The organism is Streptomyces sp. NPDC030798 (assembly GCF_055572275.1).
This window is the reverse complement of the sequence record NZ_JBVIDR010000009.1, coordinates 84,397-101,452: the sequence shown is the minus strand read 5'-3', so window position 1 is coordinate 101,452 and position 17,056 is coordinate 84,397. Positions and strand designations below refer to the sequence as shown.

Below are 17,056 nucleotides of genomic sequence, written 5' to 3'. Positions count from 1 at the left end.
GGGCTCGGCGCCCCGGGCGCCTCACAGGCTTCGAGCGGCTGCGCCGGCCTCCGACCGGCGGCCGTGGGCGCGGGCCGTCCGTCAGCCCAGGGGGTCGGGCGCCGCCGTGATGCCGTGCTCCGCCAACTTCGCCCTGCCGCCGTCCGGCGCCGTCAGGACCAGGGGACCCTGTTCGGTGAGGGCGACCGAGTGCTCCCAGTGGGAGGACCAGGTGCCGTCGGTGGTGATGACCGTCCAGTCGTCCGAGAGGACCTCGGTGCGCGGGGTGCCGAGCGAGACCATCGGCTCGATCGCGAGGCAGAAGCCGGGGACCAGCTTCGGGCCCTTGCCGCGGCGGCGGTCGACGTAGTTCAGCAGGTGCGGGTCCATGTGCATCTCGGTGCCGATGCCGTGGCCGCCGTAGTCCTCGATGATCCCGTACTTGCCGCCGCCCGGCTTCGGCTGGCGGCGGATGTACGTCTCGATGGCGCGGGAGACGTCGACCAGGCGGTTGCCCTGCTTCATGGCCGCGATGCCGGCCCACATCGACTCCTCGGTCACCCGGGAGAGCTCGATCAGCTCCGGGGCGTGACCGGAGCCCACGAAGGCGGTGTAGGCCGCGTCGCCGTGCCAGCCGTCGACGATCGCGCCGCAGTCGATGGAGATGATGTCGCCGTCCTTGAGGACGACGTCGTCGGAGGGGATGCCGTGGACGACGACGTCGTTCACGGAGGTGCAGATGGTGGCGGGGAAGCCGCCGTAGCCGAGAAAGTTCGACTTGGCGCCGTGCTCGGCGAGGACCTTGCGGGCGACCTCGTCCAGGTCCTTGGTGCTGGCGCCGGGGACCGCCGCCTCCCGGGTGGCCGCGTGGATCGCGGCGACCACCAGCCCCGCCGCACGCATCTTCGCGATCTGCTCGGGGCTCTTGATCTGCACCATGGGGGGCCTGCGCTCTCCGTCACTCGGGTCGGGTCGGGTACGTACTCAACAGTACGGCCGCGGCGCCCCGGGGAGGGCACCGCGGCCGGAAGGACCGCGCTCTACTGGTGTTCGGCCTTCTCCCGCTTGAGGGCCTCCAGCGCCCGCTGCGTGATCTCGTCCACCGGGCCCAGGGAGGAGATCGTCACGACCAGGCCCTGCGCCTTGTAGTAGTCGATGATCGGCTCGGTCTGCGTGTGGTAGACCTCCAGCCGCTTGCGGACGGTCTCCTCGGAGTCGTCGTCGCGCTGGTACAGCTCTCCGCCGCACACGTCGCACACGCCCTCCTGCTTCGGCGGGCTGTACGTCACGTGGAAGACGTGGGAGGAGTCGTTGCGGCAGATGCGCCGGCCGGCGATCCGCTTGACGACCTCTTCCTCCGGGACCTCCAGGTCCAGGACGGCGTCCAGCTTGATGCCCTCGGTCTCCAGCAGCTCGTCCAGCGCCCCCGCCTGCGACACGTTGCGCGGGAAGCCGTCCAGCAGGAAGCCCTTCTCGGCGTCCGGCTGCTCCATGCGGTCCTTGGCCATCGCGATGGTGACCTCGTCGGGCACGAGGTTGCCGGCGTCCATGTACGACTTCGCGAGCTTGCCCAGCTCGGTCTGCCGGCTGATGTTGGCCCGGAACAGGTCACCCGTGGAGATGTGCGGGACGGCCAGCTTCTCTGCGAGCCGGACGGCTTGCGTTCCCTTACCGGCACCAGGCGGCCCGACGAGGACGATACGCATCAGCGGAGGAACCCTTCGTAATTGCGCTGCTGGAGCTGGCTCTCGATCTGCTTCACCGTCTCCAGACCCACACCCACGATGATGAGGATGCTCGTCCCGCCGAACGGGAAGTTCTGGTTCGCGTTGAAGCCCACCAACGCCATTGTCGGCACGAGAGCGATCAGACCCAGGTACAGCGAACCCGGCCAGGTGATCCGGTTGAGCACGTAGCTGAGGTACTCAGCGGTCGGTCGGCCAGCCCGGATGCCCGGGATGAAGCCACCATACTTCTTCATGTTGTCGGCGACTTCCTCGGGGTTGAAGGAGATCGCCACGTAGAAGAACGCGAAGAAAACGATGAGCAAGAAGTACGAAACGATGTAAATCGGGTGATCACCCTTGGTCAGATTCTGGGTGACCCACTGCTTCCAGCCCGAGTTGCCGCCCGCGAACTGCGCCACCAGTGCCGGAATGTAGAGCAGCGAGGAGGCGAAGATGACGGGAATCACACCGGCCTGGTTCACCTTGAGCGGGATGTACGTGGACGTACCGCCGTAGGAGCGCCGGCCGATCATGCGCTTCGCGTACTGCACCGGGATGCGGCGCTGGGCCTGCTCGACGAAGACGACGAGCGCCACCATGACCAGGCCGACCAGGATGACGGTGCCGAACTCGATCCAGCCGCCGGCCAGGGTGCCCTGCTTCTTGATGGCCCAGACGGCGGACGGGAAGGTCGCGGCGATCGAGATGAACATCAGGATCGACATGCCGTTGCCGATGCCGCGGTCGGTGATCAGCTCACCGAGCCACATGACGACGGCCGTACCGGCGGTCATGCAGATGACCATGGTGATGGTGGTGAAGATCGCCTGGTCCGGGACGATGTTCGCGGCCTGCGAGCAGCCGTTGAAGAGGGCGCCGCTGCGGGCGGTGGCCACCAGGCCGGTGCCCTGCAGGATGGCGAGCGCCACGGTCAGATAACGCGTGTACTGCGTGATCTTCGTCGTGCCCGCCTGGCCCTCCTTCTTCAGGGCCTCCAGACGCGGGATGACCACGGTCAGCAGCTGGAGAATGATGCTGGCCGTGATGTACGGCATGATGCCGAGCGCGAAGACCGTGATCTGCAGCAGCGCGCCACCGCTGAACATGTTCACGAGACCGAACAGGCCCTGGTTGCCGGACGCCTCGGTCACGCACTGCTGGACGGCCTTGTAGTTGACGCCGGGGATCGGGACGTGGGTACCGACCCGGTAGACCACGATGATGGCCAGCGTGAAGAGCAGCTTCTTGCGCAGGTCGGGCGTCCTGAACGCCCGGGCGAACGCGGTGAGCACGGTGCCTCCTGCGACCCCCGCGCAACTGCGTCAAGGGTGACGGTCTTGAGGTTCGACGAATACGAAAAAGAACAGTGCAGGCCACCTTACCGGCGACACTGCCCCCCTTGGAACGACCAACCGGGGATACCCCATTGTGGGGTATCCCCGGTCGGGATCGTCTACGACGTCATCGAGCGTCCTGAAAAGACTCAGACCAGCTCGGTGACCGTACCGCCGGCGGCGGTGATCTTCTCCTTGGCGGAGCCGGAGACGGCGTCGACCGTCACCTGCAGCGCCACGGAGACCTCGCCCTGGCCGAGGACCTTGACGAGGCTGTTCTTGCGAACGGCACCCTTGGCCACCAGGCCCTCGACGGTGACCTCGCCACCCTCGGGGTACAGCGCGGCCAGCTTGTCGAGGTTCACGACCTGGTACTCGGTCTTGAACGGGTTCTTGAAGCCCTTCAGCTTCGGGAGGCGCATGTGGAGCGGCATCTGGCCACCCTCGAAGCGCTCCGGAACCTGGTAGCGGGCCTTGGTGCCCTTGGTACCACGACCGGCCGTCTTACCCTTCGACGCCTCACCACGACCGACACGGGTCTTGGCGGTCTTGGCGCCGGGGGCGGGACGGAGGTTGTGGATCTTGAGCGGGTTCTGCTCCGCCATGATCAGTCGACCTCCTCGACCGTCACGAGGTGGCGGACGGTGTGCACCATGCCGCGGAACTCGGGGCGGTCCTCCTTGACGACCTGCGTGTTGATGCCCTTGAGACCAAGGGAGCGCAGGGTGTCACGGTGGTTCTGCTTGCTGCCGATGTAGGACTTGACCTGCGTGATCTTGAGCTGCGCCATGATTACGCACCCACCCCGGCACGCGCACGCAGCAGGGCCGCGGGGGCGACGTCCTCGAGCGGCAGACCGCGGCGGGCCGCGATCTCCTCGGGACGCTGCAGGCCCTTGAGGGCCTCCACGGTCGCGTGCACGATGTTGATGGCGTTGTCGGAGCCGAGCGACTTCGACAGCACGTCGTGGATACCGGCGCACTCGAGCACGGCGCGCACCGGACCACCGGCGATCACACCGGTACCGGGGGACGCGGGCTTGAGCAGCACGACGCCGGCAGCCTTCTCACCCTGGATGGGGTGCGGGATGGTGCCCTGGATCCGGGGGACCTTGAAGAAGTGCTTCTTGGCCTCCTCAACGCCCTTGGCGATGGCGGCCGGCACCTCCTTGGCCTTGCCGTATCCGACACCCACGGTGCCGTCACCGTCGCCCACCACGACCAGCGCGGTGAAGCTGAAGCGACGACCACCCTTCACAACCTTGGCGACACGGTTGATCGCGACGACGCGCTCGACGTACGCGGTCTTCTCGGCGGCAGCAGCGCCGCCGTCACGGCCCTTCCGGTCCCGCCGCTCGCCGCCACCGGCACCGCCACCGCGGCGCTGGGGTCCAGCCATTGGATTACCTCTCTCTTTCCGCTAGCTACAAGCGGCTCAGAACTTGAGCCCGGCTTCGCGGGCGGCGTCCGCCAGAGCGGCGATGCGCCCGGCGTACTGGTTACCACCACGGTCGAACACGACGGCCTCGACACCGGCGGCCTTGGCACGCTCGGCGACCAGGGCGCCGACCTGCTTGGCCTGCGCGGACTTGTCGCCCTCGCCGCCGCGGATCGACGCGTCCAGGGTGGACGCCGACGCCAGGGTGTGGCCCTTCAGGTCGTCGATCACCTGCGCCACGATGTGGCGGTTGGAGCGGGTCACGACCAGACGGGGACGCTCCGACGTACCGTTGATCCGCTTGCGGATCCGGATGTGACGGCGCTTGATCGCGGCGCGCTTGTAGGCGTCGCCCTTGAGGATCTTCTGCCCGTATGCCATGGCTTACTTACCCGCCTTTCCGACCTTGCGGCGGATGACTTCGCCCTCGTACTTGACGCCCTTGGCCTTGTACGGGTCGGGCTTGCGCAGCTTGCGGATGTTGGCCGCAACCTCGCCGACCTTCTGCTTGTCGATGCCCTCGACCTGGAAACGGGTCGGGGTCTCCACCTTGAAGGTGATGCCCTCGGGGGCCTCGACCACGATCGGGTGGCTGTAACCGAGCGCGAACTCGAGGTTGGCGCCCTTGGCGGTCACGCGGTAACCGACACCGCTGATCTCGAGCTTCTTCACGTAACCCTGGGTCACGCCGGTGATCATGTTCGCCACCAGCGTGCGGGACAGGCCGTGGAGGGCCTTGTTCTGACGCTCGTCGTTGGGGCGGGTCACCTGCAGGGTGCCGTCCTCGCCCTTGGCGATGTCGATCGGTGCCACGACGGTGTGGGTCAGCGTGCCCTTGGGGCCCTTGACCGACACAGTGCGGCCGTCGATGGTGACGTCCACGCCGGCGGGAACCGCGATGGGGAGCTTGCCGATGCGCGACATAGCTGTTTCCTCCGTTCCCTTCTGCTACCAGACGTAGGCGAGGACTTCCCCACCCACGCCCTTCTTGCCGGCCTGCTTGTCGGTGAGGAGCCCGTGCGACGTGGAGATGATCGCCACGCCGAGGCCGCCGAGCACCTTCGGCAGGTTGGTGGACTTCGCGTACACCCGGAGACCGGGCTTGGAGATCCGCTTGATGCCCGCGATGGAGCGCTCACGGTTCGGGCCGAACTTCAGCTCGAGGGTGAGGTTCTTGCCGACCTCGGCGTCCTCGACGCGCCAGCCGGTGATGAAGCCCTCCTGCTGGAGGATCTCCGCGATGTGAGACTTGATCTTGGACGCCGGCATCGTCACGGAGTCGTGGTACGCCGAGTTCGCGTTCCGCAGACGCGTCAGCATGTCTGCGATCGGATCAGTCATGGTCATGAATTGGCCTGTGGCCTCTCTCGCCGGGGTTTCCTGGTGCGCCATCCCTCTCCCCGATCCGAGACGGGACGGGTGCGGCGCGGTGGACCTACGGCGTAGTAAGTCGTACGGGCGGCAGACGCCCAACCCCACAAGCCTAAGGCATGCGAGGGAGGGCCCCTGCCGACCCAGATGCTTACCGAGAGCTTCCGGAAACCCTAAATGCGGGGTTACCAGGAGCTCTTGGTCACGCCCGGCAGCTCGCCACGGTGAGCCATCTCACGAAGGCACACGCGGCACAGGCCGAACTTGCGGTACACGGAGTGCGGACGGCCGCAGCGCTGGCAGCGGGTGTAGCCACGCACACCGAACTTGGGCTTGCGAGCAGCCTTGGCAATCAGAGCCTTCTTCGCCATCTCGCTCACGCCTCCTTGAACGGGAAGCCGAGGTGACGAAGGAGCGCGCGGCCCTCAGCGTCGTTGGTCGCCGTGGTGACCACGGTGATGTCCATGCCCCGGGTACGGTCGATCTTGTCCTGGTCGATCTCGTGGAACATGACCTGCTCCGTGAGACCGAAGGTGTAGTTGCCACGGCCGTCGAACTGCTTGGGGGACAGGCCGCGGAAGTCGCGGATGCGCGGCAGCGCGAGCGACAGGGTGCGGTCCAGGAACTCCCACATGCGGTCGCCACGGAGCGTGACGTGGGCACCGATCGGCTGGCCCTCACGCAGCTTGAACTGCGCGATGGACTTGCGGGCCTTGGTGACGGCCGGCTTCTGACCGGTGATGGTGGTCAGGTCGCGGATCGCGCCCTCGATCAGCTTCGAGTCACGGGCGGCGTCGCCGACACCCATGTTGACCACGATCTTGACGAGGCCGGGAACCTGCATGACGTTCTCGTACTTGAACTCGTCACGCAGCTTGCCCGCGATCTCCTCGCGGTACTTCTGCTTCAGACGCGGAGTCGTGGTGGTAGCCATCAGATGTCCTCACCCGTCCGCTTGGCAACGCGGATCTTGTTGCCTTCGTCGTCGAAGCGGTAACCGACACGCGTGACGACCTTCTGACCGTCCTTCTCAACGACCAGCTGGACGTTGGAGACGTGGATCGGCGCCTCGGTCGTGACGATGCCGCCGGCCTGGGAACCGCGAGCGGTCGGACCGGCCTTGGTGTGCTTCTTGACCCGGTTGACACCCTCGACCAGGACGCGCTCCTCGCGCGGGTAAGCGGCAATGACCTTGCCCTGCTTGCCCTTGTCCTTGCCGGTGATGACCTGGACCAGGTCGCCCTTCTTGATCTTCATGCTTACAGCACCTCCGGAGCCAGCGAGATGATCTTCATGAACTTCTTCTCGCGCAGCTCACGCCCGACCGGGCCGAAGATGCGGGTGCCGCGAGGGTCGCCGTCGTTCTTCAGAATGACGGCGGCGTTCTCGTCGAAGCGGATGTACGAGCCGTCCGGACGGCGGCGCTCCTTGACGGTGCGAACGATGACCGCCTTGACGACGTCACCCTTCTTCACGTTGCCACCGGGGATCGCGTCCTTGACGGTGGCGACGATGACGTCACCGATGCCCGCGTAGCGGCGACCGGAGCCACCGAGCACACGGATGCAAAGGATCTCCTTCGCCCCCGTGTTGTCGGCGACGCGCAGTCGCGACTCCTGCTGGATCACGTCTATCTCCTGATCGTCTGCCGGTTCCCCGGGGGCCGTCTCTCAACGGCCCCCGGAGCCTGGCGGAACTGACCTGCGGGTTTGCCCCGCAGGAATTACTTGGCCTTCTCGAGGATCTCGACGACGCGCCAGCGCTTCGTCGCGGACAGCGGCCGGGTCTCCATGAGGAGGACGCGGTCGCCGACGCCCGCAGCGTTCTGCTCGTCGTGGGCCTTGAGCTTGTTCGTACGGCGGATGACCTTGCCGTACAGCGCGTGCTTGACACGGTCCTCGACGGCGACGACGACGGTCTTGTCCATCTTGTCGCTGACGACCAGACCCTCACGGGTCTTGCGGAATCCGCGTGCCTCGGTGTTCTCAGTCACGTTGCTCTCGCTCATCAGGCGCTCTCCACCGTCTCGATGCCCAGCTCGCGCTCACGCATCAGGGTGTAGATCCGCGCGATGTCCTTACGGACGGCCTTCAGCCGACCGTGGTTCTCGAGCTGACCCGTCGCCGCCTGGAAGCGGAGGTTGAACAGCTCTTCCTTGGCCTCGCGGAGCTTCGCCAGAAGCTCCTCGTTGCCCAGCTCGCGCAGCTCGGACGCCTTGGTACCGGCCGACATCACGCTTCACCTGCCTCGCGCTTGACGATCCGGCACTTCATCGGCAGCTTGTGGGCCGCACGAAGGAGCGCCTCACGGGCGATCTTCTCGTTGGGGTACGACAGCTCGAACATCACACGTCCGGGCTTGACGTTGGCGATCCACCACTCCGGAGAACCCTTACCGGAACCCATGCGGGTCTCGGCCGGCTTCTTGGTGAGGGGACGGTCCGGGTAGATGTTGATCCAGACCTTGCCGCCACGCTTGATGTGGCGGGTCATGGCGATACGAGCGGCCTCGATCTGGCGGTTCGTCACGTACGCCGGGGTGAGCGCCTGGATGCCGTACTCGCCGAACGCAACCGTCGTGCCACCCTTGGCAGCGCCGCTGCGCTTGGGGTGGTGCTGCTTGCGGTGCTTGACCCTACGGGGGATCAGCATGTCGGTCAGGCCTCCGTTCCGGTGCTCTCAGCCGGAGCGGACGCGGGAGCCTCGGCCTTGGGGGCCTCGGCGCCGGCAGCCTGCTGCGGCTTGCGACCGCGCCGCTCGCCACCACGGCCACCACGGGCCGGGCGGTCGGCACCACCACGGGCCGGGCGGTTACCCGCACGGGCCGCAGCGTTCTCGGCGCGGACCTCGGCGATGTTCTTGACGTCGCCCTTGTAGATCCAGACCTTCACACCGATGCGGCCGAAGGTCGTCTTGGCCTCGAAGAAGCCGTAGTCCACGTTCGCGCGGAGCGTGTGCAGGGGCACGCGGCCCTCGCGGTAGAACTCCGAGCGGGACATCTCGGCGCCGCCGAGGCGGCCACCGCACTGGATCTTGATGCCCTTGGCGCCGGCCTTCATGGCGGACTGCATGCTCTTGCGCATGGCCCGACGGAAGGAGACGCGGGAGGAGAGCTGCTCGGCGACGGCCTGGGCAACCAGCTGAGCGTCGGTCTCGGGGTTCTTGACCTCGAGGATGTTCAGCTGGACCTGCTTGCCCGTGAGCTTCTCGAGGTCACCGCGGATGCGGTCGGCCTCGGCGCCACGGCGGCCGATGACGATGCCCGGACGCGCGGTGTGGATGTCCACGCGAACGCGGTCACGGGTGCGCTCGATCTCCACCTTGGAGATGCCGGCGCGCTCCATGCCGGACGTCATCATCCGACGGATGGCGACGTCTTCCTTGACGTAGTCCTTGTACAGCTTGTCGGCGTACCAACGCGACTTGAAGTCGGTCGTGACACCGAGCCGGAACCCGTGCGGGTTTACCTTCTGGCCCATTACCGGGTTCCTTCCTTGCTGCTGACGACCACGGTGATGTGGCTGGTCCGCTTGCGGATCCGGTAGGCACGGCCCTGGGCACGCGGACGGAACCGCTTCAGGGTCGGGCCCTCGTCGACGTAGGCCTCGGAGATGAAGAGGCTGTCGACATCGGTGTGGTCGTAGTTGTGCGCGGCGTTGGCGATGGCGCTGTCGAGCACCTTGCCGACGGGCACGGAGGCTGCCTGCGGAGCGAATCGCAGAACAGCCTGGGCCTCCGTGGCGTCCATGCCACGGATGAGGTCCACCACACGGCGGGCCTTCATGGGCGTGACGCGGATGTACCGCGCCTGGGCCCTGGCTTCCATGGTTGTCCCTTCAGAGTTACTTACGTGTCTGAATGCGATCCGCTACTAGCGGCGCTTCGACTTCCGGTCTTCCTTGACGTGGCCCCGGAAGGTGCGGGTCGGCGAGAACTCGCCGAGCTTGTGGCCGACCATCGACTCGGTGACGAACACCGGGATGTGGGTCTTGCCGTTGTGCACCGCGATCGTGTGGCCGAGCATGGCCGGGACGATCATCGAGCGACGGGACCAGGTCTTGATGACGTTCTTGGTGCCGGCTTCGTTCTGCGTGTCCACCTTCTTCATCAGGTGGTCGTCGACGAAGGGCCCCTTCTTCAAGCTACGAGGCATCTCAACCCGTCCTTAGCGCTTCTTGTTCGTCTTGCGGCGGCGGACGATGTACTTGTTCGACGCCTTCTTGGGCGAACGAGTACGGCCTTCCTTCTTGCCCCACGGGGACACAGGGTGGCGACCACCGGAGGTCCGGCCCTCACCACCACCGTGCGGGTGGTCAACCGGGTTCATCACGACACCACGGACGGTCGGGCGGACGCCCAGCCACCGCTTACGGCCGGCCTTACCCCAGTTGATGTTGCTCTGCTCGGCGTTGCCGACCTCGCCGACGGTGGCGCGGCAGCGCACGTCGACCAGGCGGATCTCACCGGACGGCATGCGGAGGTGGGCCATGGAGCCCTCCTTCGCGAGCAGCTGCACCGAGGCGCCGGCGGAGCGGGCGAACTTGGCGCCGCCGCCCGGACGCAGCTCGATGGCGTGCAGCGTGGTACCGACCGGGATGTTGCGCAGGGCGAGGTTGTTGCCCGGCTTGATGTCGGCCCCGGGACCGTTCTCGACGCGGTCGCCCTGGTTCAGGCCACGCGGCGCGAGGATGTAGCGCTTCTCGCCGTCCGCGTAGTGCAGGAGCGCGATGCGCGCGGTGCGGTTGGGGTCGTACTCGATGTGCGCGACCTTCGCCGGCACGCCGTCCTTGTCGTGACGACGGAAGTCGATCACGCGGTAGGCGCGCTTGTGTCCGCCACCCTGGTGGCGAACGGTCACACGACCGGAGTTGTTACGGCCACCCTTGCTGTGCAGGGGGCGGACCAACGACTTCTCCGGCGTGGACCGCGTGACCTCGACGAAGTCGGCGACGCTGGCGCCACGACGGCCCGGCGTAGTCGGCTTGTACTTGCGGATTCCCATTTCTCAGTCCTCGTCCGATATCGGACGATCCGACCCGCTTACGCGGTCGGACCGCCGAAGATGTCGATACGGTCGCCCTCGGCGAGGGTCACGATCGCGCGCTTGGTGGCGGCACGCTGGCCGAAGCCCGTGCGGGTCCGCTTGCGCTTGCCGGCGCGGTTGATCGTGTTGACCCCGGTGACCTTGACGTCGAAGACCGCCTGGACGGCCTGCTTGATCTGGGTCTTGTTGGCGTTCGGGTCGACGATGAACGTGTACTTGTTCTCGTCGAGGAGCGCGTAGCTCTTCTCGGAGACGACCGGCTTCAGCAGGACGTCACGGGGGTCCGTGTACGACTTGCTCAGCGGGGTCTCGACGGTGTTCTTGCCCTCGGTGGCGTGGCGGCGCGCCTTGGCGACGCGGGCGGCCTTGGCGGCCTTGGCGGCCTTCGAGGCAATGCTCGGGTGACGGGTAGCCATCAGGCTTCGCTCCCTTCGGTGTCGTTGGCCTTGTTCGGGCCGGCGACGAAGGACTCGAAAGCGGCCTGGGTGAAGACCACGTCGTCCGAGACGAGAACGTCGTACGTGTTCAGCTGGCCCGGCTCCAGGATGTGGACCTGGGGCAGGTTGCGGGCGGACAGCCACGCGGCCTCGTCGGAGCGGTCGACGACCAGGAGCAGGTTCTTGCGCTCGCTGATCTTGCCGAACAGGCTCTTGGCGGCCTTGGTGCTGGGGTTCTCGCCCTCGACCACGCCGGAGACGACGTGGATGCGGTTGTGACGCGCCCGGTCGGTGAGGGCACCGCGCAGGGCGGCGGCCTTCATCTTCTTGGGGGTGCGCTGCGAGTAGTCGCGCGGCACGGGACCGTGCACGACGCCACCACCGGCGAACTGCGGCGCGCGGGTCGAACCCTGACGGGCGCGACCGGTGCCCTTCTGGCGGTACGGCTTCTTGCCACCGCCGCGGACCTCGCCACGCGTCTTGGTCTTGTGGGTGCCCTGGCGGGCGGCAGCCAGCTGCGCGACGACGACCTGGTGGATCAGCGGGACGCTGACCTTGGCGTCGAAGATCTCCGCGGGGAGCTCGACGGAACCGGCCTTCTCGCCCGCCGGCGAAAGGATGTCAACAGTGCTCATCGGTTACCTCAGGCCCCCTTGGCCGCGGTGCGGACCAGGACGAGGCCGCCGTTCGGACCGGGAACCGCGCCCTTGATGAGCAGCAGACCCTTCTCCGCGTCAACGGCGTGGACGGTCAGGTTCTGGGTGGTGACCCGCTCGTTGCCCATGCGACCCGCCATGCGGAGGCCCTTGAACACACGGCCCGGGGTGGCGCAGCCACCGATGGAACCGGGGGAGCGGTGCTTGCGCTGGGTGCCGTGTCCGGCGCCGAGGCCACGGAAGTTGTGGCGCTTCATGACACCGGCGAAGCCCTTGCCCTTGCTCTTGCCGGTCACGTCGACCTTCACGCCGGCCTCGAACACCTCGGCGGTGATCTCCTGGCCCAGCGTGTACTCGGAGGCGTCCGACGTGCGGATCTCAACGAGGTGACGACGGGGGGTGACGTCGGCCTTGGCGAAGTGGCCCTTGAGGGGCTTGTTCACCTTGCGCGGGTCGATCTCGCCGAAGGCGATCTGCACGGACTCGTAGCCGTCGACGTCGTTCGTACGAACCTGGGTGACGACGTTCGGGCCGGCCTTGACGACGGTGACCGGAACAACACGGTTGTTCTCGTCCCACACCTGCGTCATGCCGAGCTTCTCGCCCAGGATGCCCTTGATCTGCTTAGCCATTCTCAGATCACCGGCCTCAGAGCTTGATCTCGATGTCGACACCGGCCGGGAGGTCGAGTCGCATCAGAGAGTCAACGGTCTTGGGGGTCGGGTCGAGGATGTCGATCAGGCGCTTGTGCGTGCGCATCTCGAAGTGCTCGCGCGAGTCCTTGTACTTGTGCGGCGACTTGATGACGCAGTACACGTTCTTCTCAGTGGGCAGCGGCACCGGGCCCGCGACCGACGCACCAGTGCGGGTCACCGTCTCGACGATCTTCTTCGCCGAGGAGTCGATGACCTCGTGGTCGTAGGCCTTGAGCCGGATGCGGATCTTCTGTCCCGCCATGGCTACTCAGTAGTCCTGTCTCTCTTACGCTCTGGAACCCGGCGGATTCCTTCTGCTGCCTTCGGTTTCTCCGACCCACGCGGTCGGGCGTGTCGCGCTTCCGCTGACACAGATGTCCCATCTCTCGAACATCCCTGCGGGGAATGCGACGGCCCTTCCGGAACCGCGGACCGGGGACCTCGGGCCCACCGGGCGCCTGGCCGGTGCCGCGCCCACGCTTCCCGGAAGATTCCCGTACTTCCAACCCGCGCGGGGTTGACGAGTACCGTGGGACTCGCTTCCGGTCCTCCCGGCGGGAGGCGCGCAGCATCAACACTCGACCGAGCAACTCGGACAGTCTGCCATATGGGGCGGGGGGCTGGCCAATCGGGTCGATGAGGGTACCCGTGGGGTGACGTAGGTCAAACCCGGGGTGACGCGGGCGCCATTCGCTGTCCTCGACCGTGCACGTACGCCCGTCATCGCGTGCGTGAGTCCGCGGCCGGCGCGTCGACCGGTCCCCGGAGAGCGAGCTGCGCGCCCTGGTGGACGTGGGCGCGTCGAAGTCGCACAACCAGCGATGCCGCGATCACCGGCAGGCCTGCCTGATCGCGAAGCGAGCGGCTGAGGGGGCTACCCGCAGCCCAGTGTTTTGACGGTGGCCGGGAAGTAGGCGCGGATGAAGGTTTCGATGTCTTTGCGGTGGGATTCGTCGTCTACTTTCACTCCGGGTAATTGGAGGGTGAGTGCGAAATGATCGCCCTTCCCGCTGTTGCACTGAGTCGCGGCAACCGCACCGTCGGTGCCGACAAGCGCCTCGTACCATGCATTGATTTTTCGGGCGCTCGTCACATGCGACACCGAACCGGTCTCCTCCGCCATGTACCGGAGATCGGCTGGACCATCAGCCCACCAGAAGCGCAACCTGAGCACGGGATCTTCACCGGACAGTAGAGTGCATGGAGCCGAGAGGGCTGCAGAACGGTCAATCCTGTTGAGCTCGTGATAGTCGCTACCCGACGCCAGCAACCGACGTGTGATGTCCGGATCGACACGCGTTCCGCAAATGACTTGAGGCGGCGACTGAGAAGAGTCCGTGCAAGACACTGCGGTGGCCGCCAACGACAAGTAGACCAGGCTGAGCAGCGTGGCCTGCAGGCAGTTTCTCATGTGGGTTGCTTCCCTGAGACACCGGCGGCTTGGGCGGCGCCACTCTCGGAAGCCTCAACGACCATGGACCTGGTGACGAAGTTTGCATGACCGTGCGTGGTCTGAACCTTGTGCCACTCGTCCGCAAGGGCCATCAGCTGGCCGTTCCTTGCCTCGAAGGCATCAGTGTTGCTCTTGCTCTGACGCTCGTCCAGCCGCTTCTGCTCATCCGCCAACCACTTGTCCGTGACATAGTCGAATCCGGCCTGGACGTCATCACTGGCGACCGGAATATAACTGATCGCTTTATCGAACAGCGGCTTGGTCGCGAACGTCGCCGTCTTCGGATCGCCCTGCGCCTGGATACGCGCCTCCTCCAGAAAGCCGACAGTTCGCCCCGCTCGGACCAGCGGTTCCGTCGAACTGGAGTGGTCGTCGTGGATGCTCGAGACCATGGCCTGGTTCAATCCCCCGTTCAGCGTGCCGTACGCGTCCTTGTCCTTCGAGACCTGCTTGGCGACCTCGAAGAGCTGCCCCTGGTCCAGGGGAGACTTCGAGATGTCGATCTCGCTCATGGACGCATGCACAGTCGCCCCATGGTTGACCAGAACCGAGGCCACGGGCTGCCGCAGGGACGGGGGAAACTTGTCGCCCCTTTCGGCCAGGTAGCCGATCGCCGACTTGAAGACCCCCTCGTTCTGCGTGGTGTGGGCCACATAGCGCGCGTGTTTGTCGGACGGGTCGATCCCGGTCGTAGCCGCCTGCAGGGCCCTGCCGAAGCCGGCGCGGTCGTCCCCGTCCAGACCGGCCGCGTACGTGCTGACCGCCGGGCCCCCGTGCTCGTGCAGGACGACGTTCCAGTCACGCTCCTTCATCAGGTACTTCATACGGGCGTCCGAGGAGAGATAGTGCGCGGCGGTAGCCGGGTCCCGGCTCATGATGCCCAGCGCGCCGTCCACCGGATCGTTGGCGAACCAGCCACCCCGCTCGCCGCTGTACTCGCCCTTCAGCCGCCAGATGCCCGGATCGCTCCTCTCCGCCGCGATCATGTCGTCGGTCAGGTCCTCGAGCATCTTGGGCGCGTACCCGTGGCCCTTGCTCATGAGGGTGACGAGGGACTGGTAGCCCACCGCCTTGTCCAGGCGTACGCCCTGCGCGTCCGTGGCGTGGTGCTCCACGCCGGCATGTCGCATGCCGGCGCGCCAGTGCCGGTACCAGGCCGAGTGCGTGTCCCTCGTCGCCGTAGCGAGTGTGTTCGCCAGGCCCGACTCGATCGTCGCGTACGTCCCCGATCCCGGGCCGCCCCGGGCATGGATCAGATCGTTCAGTTCGTTCGTGAGCGTGATCGTGCCCGCGGGTCCGAGGTCGTCCAGCAGAGTGCGGGAAAACGCCTCGTCACCGGAGTTGTCACGGAACACTCGCTCCAGTTCGCCCAGTTGCCGCTGCGACAGGTGCCCGCCGCGGCTCAGCTTCCGCAGCGCTCCCTCCGCCGCCAGCGCCTCGTACTTCTCGACGTCCCCGACCGCCCTGCCGTTGAATCCGTGTCCTGCGACCAGCGGATCCGCGTCGACGACCACGGCCTTCAGCGCGACCTCGACGCCCGCGTCCGCATCCGTCACCGCCCGTACCGCCGCGTCGATGCGGTCCTGCCAGGTCCGTACGGCCGACTCGTCGGCCTCTTTCACCCGCGCCGGATCCGCGCTCACCCGGCCACCGTCCGAGACCAGCATCCCGGCTGCCAGCGCTTCCTTCCGGGCCGCCGTCAGCCGGGCCTTCAGCTCCGTGAACTGGACGTGGGCGTCCCGGAGCAGGGAGGCGATCGCCTTCGCCTCCGTCTGCGCGTACTGGAACTCCGTCAGCGTGACGCCGAAGCGCCCGTGCGCCGCCTCCGCGCTCATGCCCCTCCAGGAGGGGGCGATCGTGATGCCGTGGACGTCCCGGCGGTAGGCCTTCTCCTGTTTCGCGAACTCCGCCGCCATGCCGTCCCAGCGTTCGGCGGCGCTGGTGAGGGCGGTGAGGTCCGTGCTCATGATCTCGTGGTACGTCGGCATGCCCGGCCGCCCCCGTCAGTACCGTTCCAGCGCCGAGGTGCGGCGCAGCTCCGACCCGACGGCAAGGTCGGCGCCGGTCAGCACCGTGTTCGTGCTACGCAGCGCGTCCTTCTCGGCGCCCAGCCGGTCCATCAGGTTCTTCACCTGGGCGCCCCACGTCCCGTGGGCCTTGCGCAGCGCCGCGGAGGTCAGCCAGCCGTCCCCGTCCCGGGCGCCGAACGCCTTCACGGCCGCGCCGGTCTCGTCGTCGGCCCATTCCCCGGCCTTGCGAGTGCCCGGCTCGATGTGGTCGTGGATGGCCCTGGCCGCCGCCCTCTTCTCGGCCGGCGAGGAGGCCAGCGCCCCCGCCCCGAAGCCATCGGTCAGAACGCCCACCCCACACCCCTTGCCGCTCTCGGCCCGCAACCGTCAGTGCTTCAACCGATGGACGCCGATCTTCGTCACGGGTGACATCTGTTTCTCACCGTCGCTGTTGAGCCATCAGTCGGGGCCCACCTCTGTGCGGAACTCCTCCAGCGTCATGGTCTGGTCGGAGCTCGGGAGGGTGACGTCACGTCGCCGCCGCGATCAGCACCACCGGCCACGTCAGGCAAGGTCACGAAGCGCTTGGCGGTGTGCGCTGAACTCGTCGTTCAGCGCGTTTTCGCGAAGCGAGTCCCGTGTCTTGGTGCCGAGTCCCAGAGTCTTTCCCCAGGCGTCCGCCATGTCGGCGCCCTGTTGCTGAAAGACTTCCGCGCTGTTGTCGCTCCCGCCCGTGCGCACGGTGTTCCACCAACTGGTGACAAGGTGCCCGACCGGGTCGGTCTCGTACGGCGGCGGTGTCGCGGCCTGCTTCGTCGCCGTCATGAAGACGCCCCGTTGCCATTCCTTCGCCCGGGCATCTCCGAGGCCGCGCCGGACGTCGGTGGCGACGGCGTCCAAGGAACCGAGCACCCG

At 66.9% G+C, this 17,056-nt stretch carries 28 protein-coding genes; all 28 read right to left on the bottom strand.

What is annotated here, in order from left to right:
• Nucleotides 1–81 precede the first annotated feature (81 nt).
• Nucleotides 82–918 carry a type I methionyl aminopeptidase gene (gene map, locus ACZ404_RS21545; RefSeq protein ID WP_468442197.1) on the bottom strand — a complete coding sequence of 279 codons (837 nt, stop codon included), beginning with the start codon at nt 916–918 and terminating at the stop codon, nt 82–84.
• Nucleotides 919–1,019: 101 nt separating this feature from the next.
• Nucleotides 1,020–1,685, bottom strand: a complete 666-nt coding sequence (locus ACZ404_RS21540; RefSeq protein WP_468442195.1) for an adenylate kinase — start codon at nt 1,683–1,685, stop codon at nt 1,020–1,022.
• Nucleotides 1,685–2,998, bottom strand: a complete 1,314-nt coding sequence (gene secY, locus ACZ404_RS21535) for a preprotein translocase subunit SecY (protein ID WP_468442193.1) — start codon at nt 2,996–2,998, stop codon at nt 1,685–1,687. Before secY ends, ACZ404_RS21540 begins: the two co-directional genes overlap by 1 nt.
• Before the next feature lie 191 nt (nt 2,999–3,189).
• The gene (gene rplO / locus ACZ404_RS21530; protein ID WP_030745257.1) at nt 3,190–3,645 is read right to left on the bottom strand and encodes a 50S ribosomal protein L15; all 456 of its coding nucleotides are present in this window, start codon (nt 3,643–3,645) and stop codon (nt 3,190–3,192) included.
• A 2-nt stretch (nt 3,646–3,647) separates the two neighbouring features.
• The gene (rpmD, locus tag ACZ404_RS21525; RefSeq protein ID WP_003974250.1) at nt 3,648–3,830 is read right to left on the bottom strand and encodes a 50S ribosomal protein L30; all 183 of its coding nucleotides are present in this window, start codon (nt 3,828–3,830) and stop codon (nt 3,648–3,650) included.
• A 2-nt stretch (nt 3,831–3,832) separates the two neighbouring features.
• The gene (gene rpsE, locus ACZ404_RS21520; RefSeq protein ID WP_003998815.1) at nt 3,833–4,438 is read right to left on the bottom strand and encodes a 30S ribosomal protein S5; all 606 of its coding nucleotides are present in this window, start codon (nt 4,436–4,438) and stop codon (nt 3,833–3,835) included.
• A 36-nt stretch (nt 4,439–4,474) separates the two neighbouring features.
• Nucleotides 4,475–4,858, bottom strand: a complete 384-nt coding sequence (rplR, locus tag ACZ404_RS21515) for a 50S ribosomal protein L18 (protein WP_468442191.1) — start codon at nt 4,856–4,858, stop codon at nt 4,475–4,477.
• Nucleotides 4,859–4,861: 3 nt separating this feature from the next.
• Complete coding sequence (gene rplF, locus ACZ404_RS21510; protein ID WP_468442189.1) at nt 4,862–5,401, bottom strand: 50S ribosomal protein L6; 540 nt, start codon at nt 5,399–5,401, stop codon at nt 4,862–4,864.
• A gap of 24 nt (nt 5,402–5,425) precedes the next feature.
• Nucleotides 5,426–5,824 (bottom strand): 30S ribosomal protein S8, encoded by a 399-nt coding sequence (gene rpsH, locus ACZ404_RS21505; protein WP_116148541.1) that lies wholly within the window; start codon nt 5,822–5,824, stop codon nt 5,426–5,428.
• A gap of 209 nt (nt 5,825–6,033) precedes the next feature.
• Nucleotides 6,034–6,219 (bottom strand): type Z 30S ribosomal protein S14, encoded by a 186-nt coding sequence (locus ACZ404_RS21500; protein WP_003948630.1) that lies wholly within the window; start codon nt 6,217–6,219, stop codon nt 6,034–6,036.
• Between the two features lie 5 nt (nt 6,220–6,224).
• Nucleotides 6,225–6,782 (bottom strand): 50S ribosomal protein L5, encoded by a 558-nt coding sequence (rplE, locus tag ACZ404_RS21495; protein ID WP_061920719.1) that lies wholly within the window; start codon nt 6,780–6,782, stop codon nt 6,225–6,227.
• Nucleotides 6,782–7,105: a 50S ribosomal protein L24 gene (gene rplX, locus ACZ404_RS21490; RefSeq protein WP_076097138.1), complete on the bottom strand. Its 324-nt coding sequence runs from the start codon at nt 7,103–7,105 to the stop codon at nt 6,782–6,784. Before rplX ends, rplE begins: the two co-directional genes overlap by 1 nt.
• Before the next feature lie 2 nt (nt 7,106–7,107).
• Nucleotides 7,108–7,476 (bottom strand): 50S ribosomal protein L14, encoded by a 369-nt coding sequence (gene rplN / locus ACZ404_RS21485; protein ID WP_003998823.1) that lies wholly within the window; start codon nt 7,474–7,476, stop codon nt 7,108–7,110.
• Between the two features lie 95 nt (nt 7,477–7,571).
• Complete coding sequence (gene rpsQ, locus ACZ404_RS21480; RefSeq protein WP_014674375.1) at nt 7,572–7,856, bottom strand: 30S ribosomal protein S17; 285 nt, start codon at nt 7,854–7,856, stop codon at nt 7,572–7,574.
• Entirely contained in the window at nt 7,856–8,080 is a 225-nt protein-coding gene (rpmC, locus tag ACZ404_RS21475) for a 50S ribosomal protein L29 (RefSeq protein WP_003974259.1), read from the bottom strand. Before rpmC ends, rpsQ begins: the two co-directional genes overlap by 1 nt.
• Nucleotides 8,080–8,499 (bottom strand): 50S ribosomal protein L16, encoded by a 420-nt coding sequence (gene rplP / locus ACZ404_RS21470; protein ID WP_468442186.1) that lies wholly within the window; start codon nt 8,497–8,499, stop codon nt 8,080–8,082. The genes rpmC and rplP overlap by 1 nt, the downstream gene beginning before the upstream one ends.
• Nucleotides 8,500–8,504: 5 nt before the next feature.
• A complete protein-coding gene (gene rpsC, locus ACZ404_RS21465; protein WP_003998826.1) occupies nt 8,505–9,326 on the bottom strand; it encodes a 30S ribosomal protein S3 in 822 nt (273 codons plus the stop codon).
• Nucleotides 9,326–9,673 (bottom strand): 50S ribosomal protein L22, encoded by a 348-nt coding sequence (gene rplV / locus ACZ404_RS21460; protein WP_006130776.1) that lies wholly within the window; start codon nt 9,671–9,673, stop codon nt 9,326–9,328. Before rplV ends, rpsC begins: the two co-directional genes overlap by 1 nt.
• A gap of 45 nt (nt 9,674–9,718) precedes the next feature.
• Entirely contained in the window at nt 9,719–10,000 is a 282-nt protein-coding gene (gene rpsS / locus ACZ404_RS21455) for a 30S ribosomal protein S19 (RefSeq protein ID WP_030641188.1), read from the bottom strand.
• A 12-nt stretch (nt 10,001–10,012) separates the two neighbouring features.
• On the bottom strand, nt 10,013–10,849 hold the full coding sequence (gene rplB / locus ACZ404_RS21450) for a 50S ribosomal protein L2 (RefSeq protein WP_028420773.1): 837 nt from the start codon (nt 10,847–10,849) through the stop codon (nt 10,013–10,015).
• 38 nt (nt 10,850–10,887) lie between these two features.
• Nucleotides 10,888–11,307, bottom strand: a complete 420-nt coding sequence (gene rplW / locus ACZ404_RS21445; protein WP_468442183.1) for a 50S ribosomal protein L23 — start codon at nt 11,305–11,307, stop codon at nt 10,888–10,890.
• Nucleotides 11,307–11,963 carry a 50S ribosomal protein L4 gene (gene rplD / locus ACZ404_RS21440; protein WP_468442181.1) on the bottom strand — a complete coding sequence of 219 codons (657 nt, stop codon included), beginning with the start codon at nt 11,961–11,963 and terminating at the stop codon, nt 11,307–11,309. The genes rplW and rplD overlap by 1 nt, the downstream gene beginning before the upstream one ends.
• Nucleotides 11,964–11,971: 8 nt before the next feature.
• Nucleotides 11,972–12,616: a 50S ribosomal protein L3 gene (gene rplC, locus ACZ404_RS21435; protein ID WP_029380970.1), complete on the bottom strand. Its 645-nt coding sequence runs from the start codon at nt 12,614–12,616 to the stop codon at nt 11,972–11,974.
• Between the two features lie 16 nt (nt 12,617–12,632).
• On the bottom strand, nt 12,633–12,941 hold the full coding sequence (gene rpsJ / locus ACZ404_RS21430) for a 30S ribosomal protein S10 (RefSeq protein WP_003948644.1): 309 nt from the start codon (nt 12,939–12,941) through the stop codon (nt 12,633–12,635).
• A gap of 612 nt (nt 12,942–13,553) precedes the next feature.
• Nucleotides 13,554–14,090, bottom strand: a complete 537-nt coding sequence (locus ACZ404_RS21425; protein WP_468442179.1) for a hypothetical protein — start codon at nt 14,088–14,090, stop codon at nt 13,554–13,556.
• Nucleotides 14,087–16,099, bottom strand: coding sequence for a hypothetical protein (locus ACZ404_RS21420; protein WP_468442177.1), 2,013 nt, complete (start codon nt 16,097–16,099; stop codon nt 14,087–14,089). Before ACZ404_RS21420 ends, ACZ404_RS21425 begins: the two co-directional genes overlap by 4 nt.
• A gap of 36 nt (nt 16,100–16,135) precedes the next feature.
• A complete protein-coding gene (locus ACZ404_RS21415; protein ID WP_468442175.1) occupies nt 16,136–16,495 on the bottom strand; it encodes a hypothetical protein in 360 nt (119 codons plus the stop codon).
• 210 nt (nt 16,496–16,705) lie between these two features.
• Complete coding sequence (locus ACZ404_RS21410; RefSeq protein ID WP_468442173.1) at nt 16,706–17,041, bottom strand: hypothetical protein; 336 nt, start codon at nt 17,039–17,041, stop codon at nt 16,706–16,708.
• Nucleotides 17,042–17,056 lie beyond the last annotated feature (15 nt).

What these genes read in the sequence shown, in the direction of transcription:
- map (WP_468442197.1), bottom strand. Translation starts at nt 918, where the DNA reads ATGGTGCAGATCAAGAGCCCCGAGCAGATCGCGAAGATGCGTGCGGCG.
- ACZ404_RS21540 (WP_468442195.1), bottom strand. Translation starts at nt 1,685, where the DNA reads ATGCGTATCGTCCTCGTCGGGCCGCCTGGTGCCGGTAAGGGAACGCAA.
- rplO (WP_030745257.1), bottom strand. Translation starts at nt 3,645, where the DNA reads ATGGCGGAGCAGAACCCGCTCAAGATCCACAACCTCCGTCCCGCCCCC.
- rpmD (WP_003974250.1), bottom strand. Translation starts at nt 3,830, where the DNA reads ATGGCGCAGCTCAAGATCACGCAGGTCAAGTCCTACATCGGCAGCAAG.
- rpsE (WP_003998815.1), bottom strand. Translation starts at nt 4,438, where the DNA reads ATGGCTGGACCCCAGCGCCGCGGTGGCGGTGCCGGTGGCGGCGAGCGG.
- rplR (WP_468442191.1), bottom strand. Translation starts at nt 4,858, where the DNA reads ATGGCATACGGGCAGAAGATCCTCAAGGGCGACGCCTACAAGCGCGCC.
- rplF (WP_468442189.1), bottom strand. Translation starts at nt 5,401, where the DNA reads ATGTCGCGCATCGGCAAGCTCCCCATCGCGGTTCCCGCCGGCGTGGAC.
- rpsH (WP_116148541.1), bottom strand. Translation starts at nt 5,824, where the DNA reads ATGACCATGACTGATCCGATCGCAGACATGCTGACGCGTCTGCGGAAC.
- ACZ404_RS21500 (WP_003948630.1), bottom strand. Translation starts at nt 6,219, where the DNA reads ATGGCGAAGAAGGCTCTGATTGCCAAGGCTGCTCGCAAGCCCAAGTTC.
- rplE (WP_061920719.1), bottom strand. Translation starts at nt 6,782, where the DNA reads ATGGCTACCACCACGACTCCGCGTCTGAAGCAGAAGTACCGCGAGGAG.
- rplX (WP_076097138.1), bottom strand. Translation starts at nt 7,105, where the DNA reads ATGAAGATCAAGAAGGGCGACCTGGTCCAGGTCATCACCGGCAAGGAC.
- rpsQ (WP_014674375.1), bottom strand. Translation starts at nt 7,856, where the DNA reads ATGAGCGAGAGCAACGTGACTGAGAACACCGAGGCACGCGGATTCCGC.
- rpmC (WP_003974259.1), bottom strand. Translation starts at nt 8,080, where the DNA reads ATGTCGGCCGGTACCAAGGCGTCCGAGCTGCGCGAGCTGGGCAACGAG.
- rplP (WP_468442186.1), bottom strand. Translation starts at nt 8,499, where the DNA reads ATGCTGATCCCCCGTAGGGTCAAGCACCGCAAGCAGCACCACCCCAAG.
- rpsC (WP_003998826.1), bottom strand. Translation starts at nt 9,326, where the DNA reads ATGGGCCAGAAGGTAAACCCGCACGGGTTCCGGCTCGGTGTCACGACC.
- rplV (WP_006130776.1), bottom strand. Translation starts at nt 9,673, where the DNA reads ATGGAAGCCAGGGCCCAGGCGCGGTACATCCGCGTCACGCCCATGAAG.
- rpsS (WP_030641188.1), bottom strand. Translation starts at nt 10,000, where the DNA reads ATGCCTCGTAGCTTGAAGAAGGGGCCCTTCGTCGACGACCACCTGATG.
- rplB (WP_028420773.1), bottom strand. Translation starts at nt 10,849, where the DNA reads ATGGGAATCCGCAAGTACAAGCCGACTACGCCGGGCCGTCGTGGCGCC.
- rplW (WP_468442183.1), bottom strand. Translation starts at nt 11,307, where the DNA reads ATGGCTACCCGTCACCCGAGCATTGCCTCGAAGGCCGCCAAGGCCGCC.
- rplD (WP_468442181.1), bottom strand. Translation starts at nt 11,963, where the DNA reads ATGAGCACTGTTGACATCCTTTCGCCGGCGGGCGAGAAGGCCGGTTCC.
- rplC (WP_029380970.1), bottom strand. Translation starts at nt 12,616, where the DNA reads ATGGCTAAGCAGATCAAGGGCATCCTGGGCGAGAAGCTCGGCATGACG.
- rpsJ (WP_003948644.1), bottom strand. Translation starts at nt 12,941, where the DNA reads ATGGCGGGACAGAAGATCCGCATCCGGCTCAAGGCCTACGACCACGAG.
- ACZ404_RS21425 (WP_468442179.1), bottom strand. Translation starts at nt 14,090, where the DNA reads ATGAGAAACTGCCTGCAGGCCACGCTGCTCAGCCTGGTCTACTTGTCG.
- ACZ404_RS21420 (WP_468442177.1), bottom strand. Translation starts at nt 16,099, where the DNA reads ATGAGCACGGACCTCACCGCCCTCACCAGCGCCGCCGAACGCTGGGAC.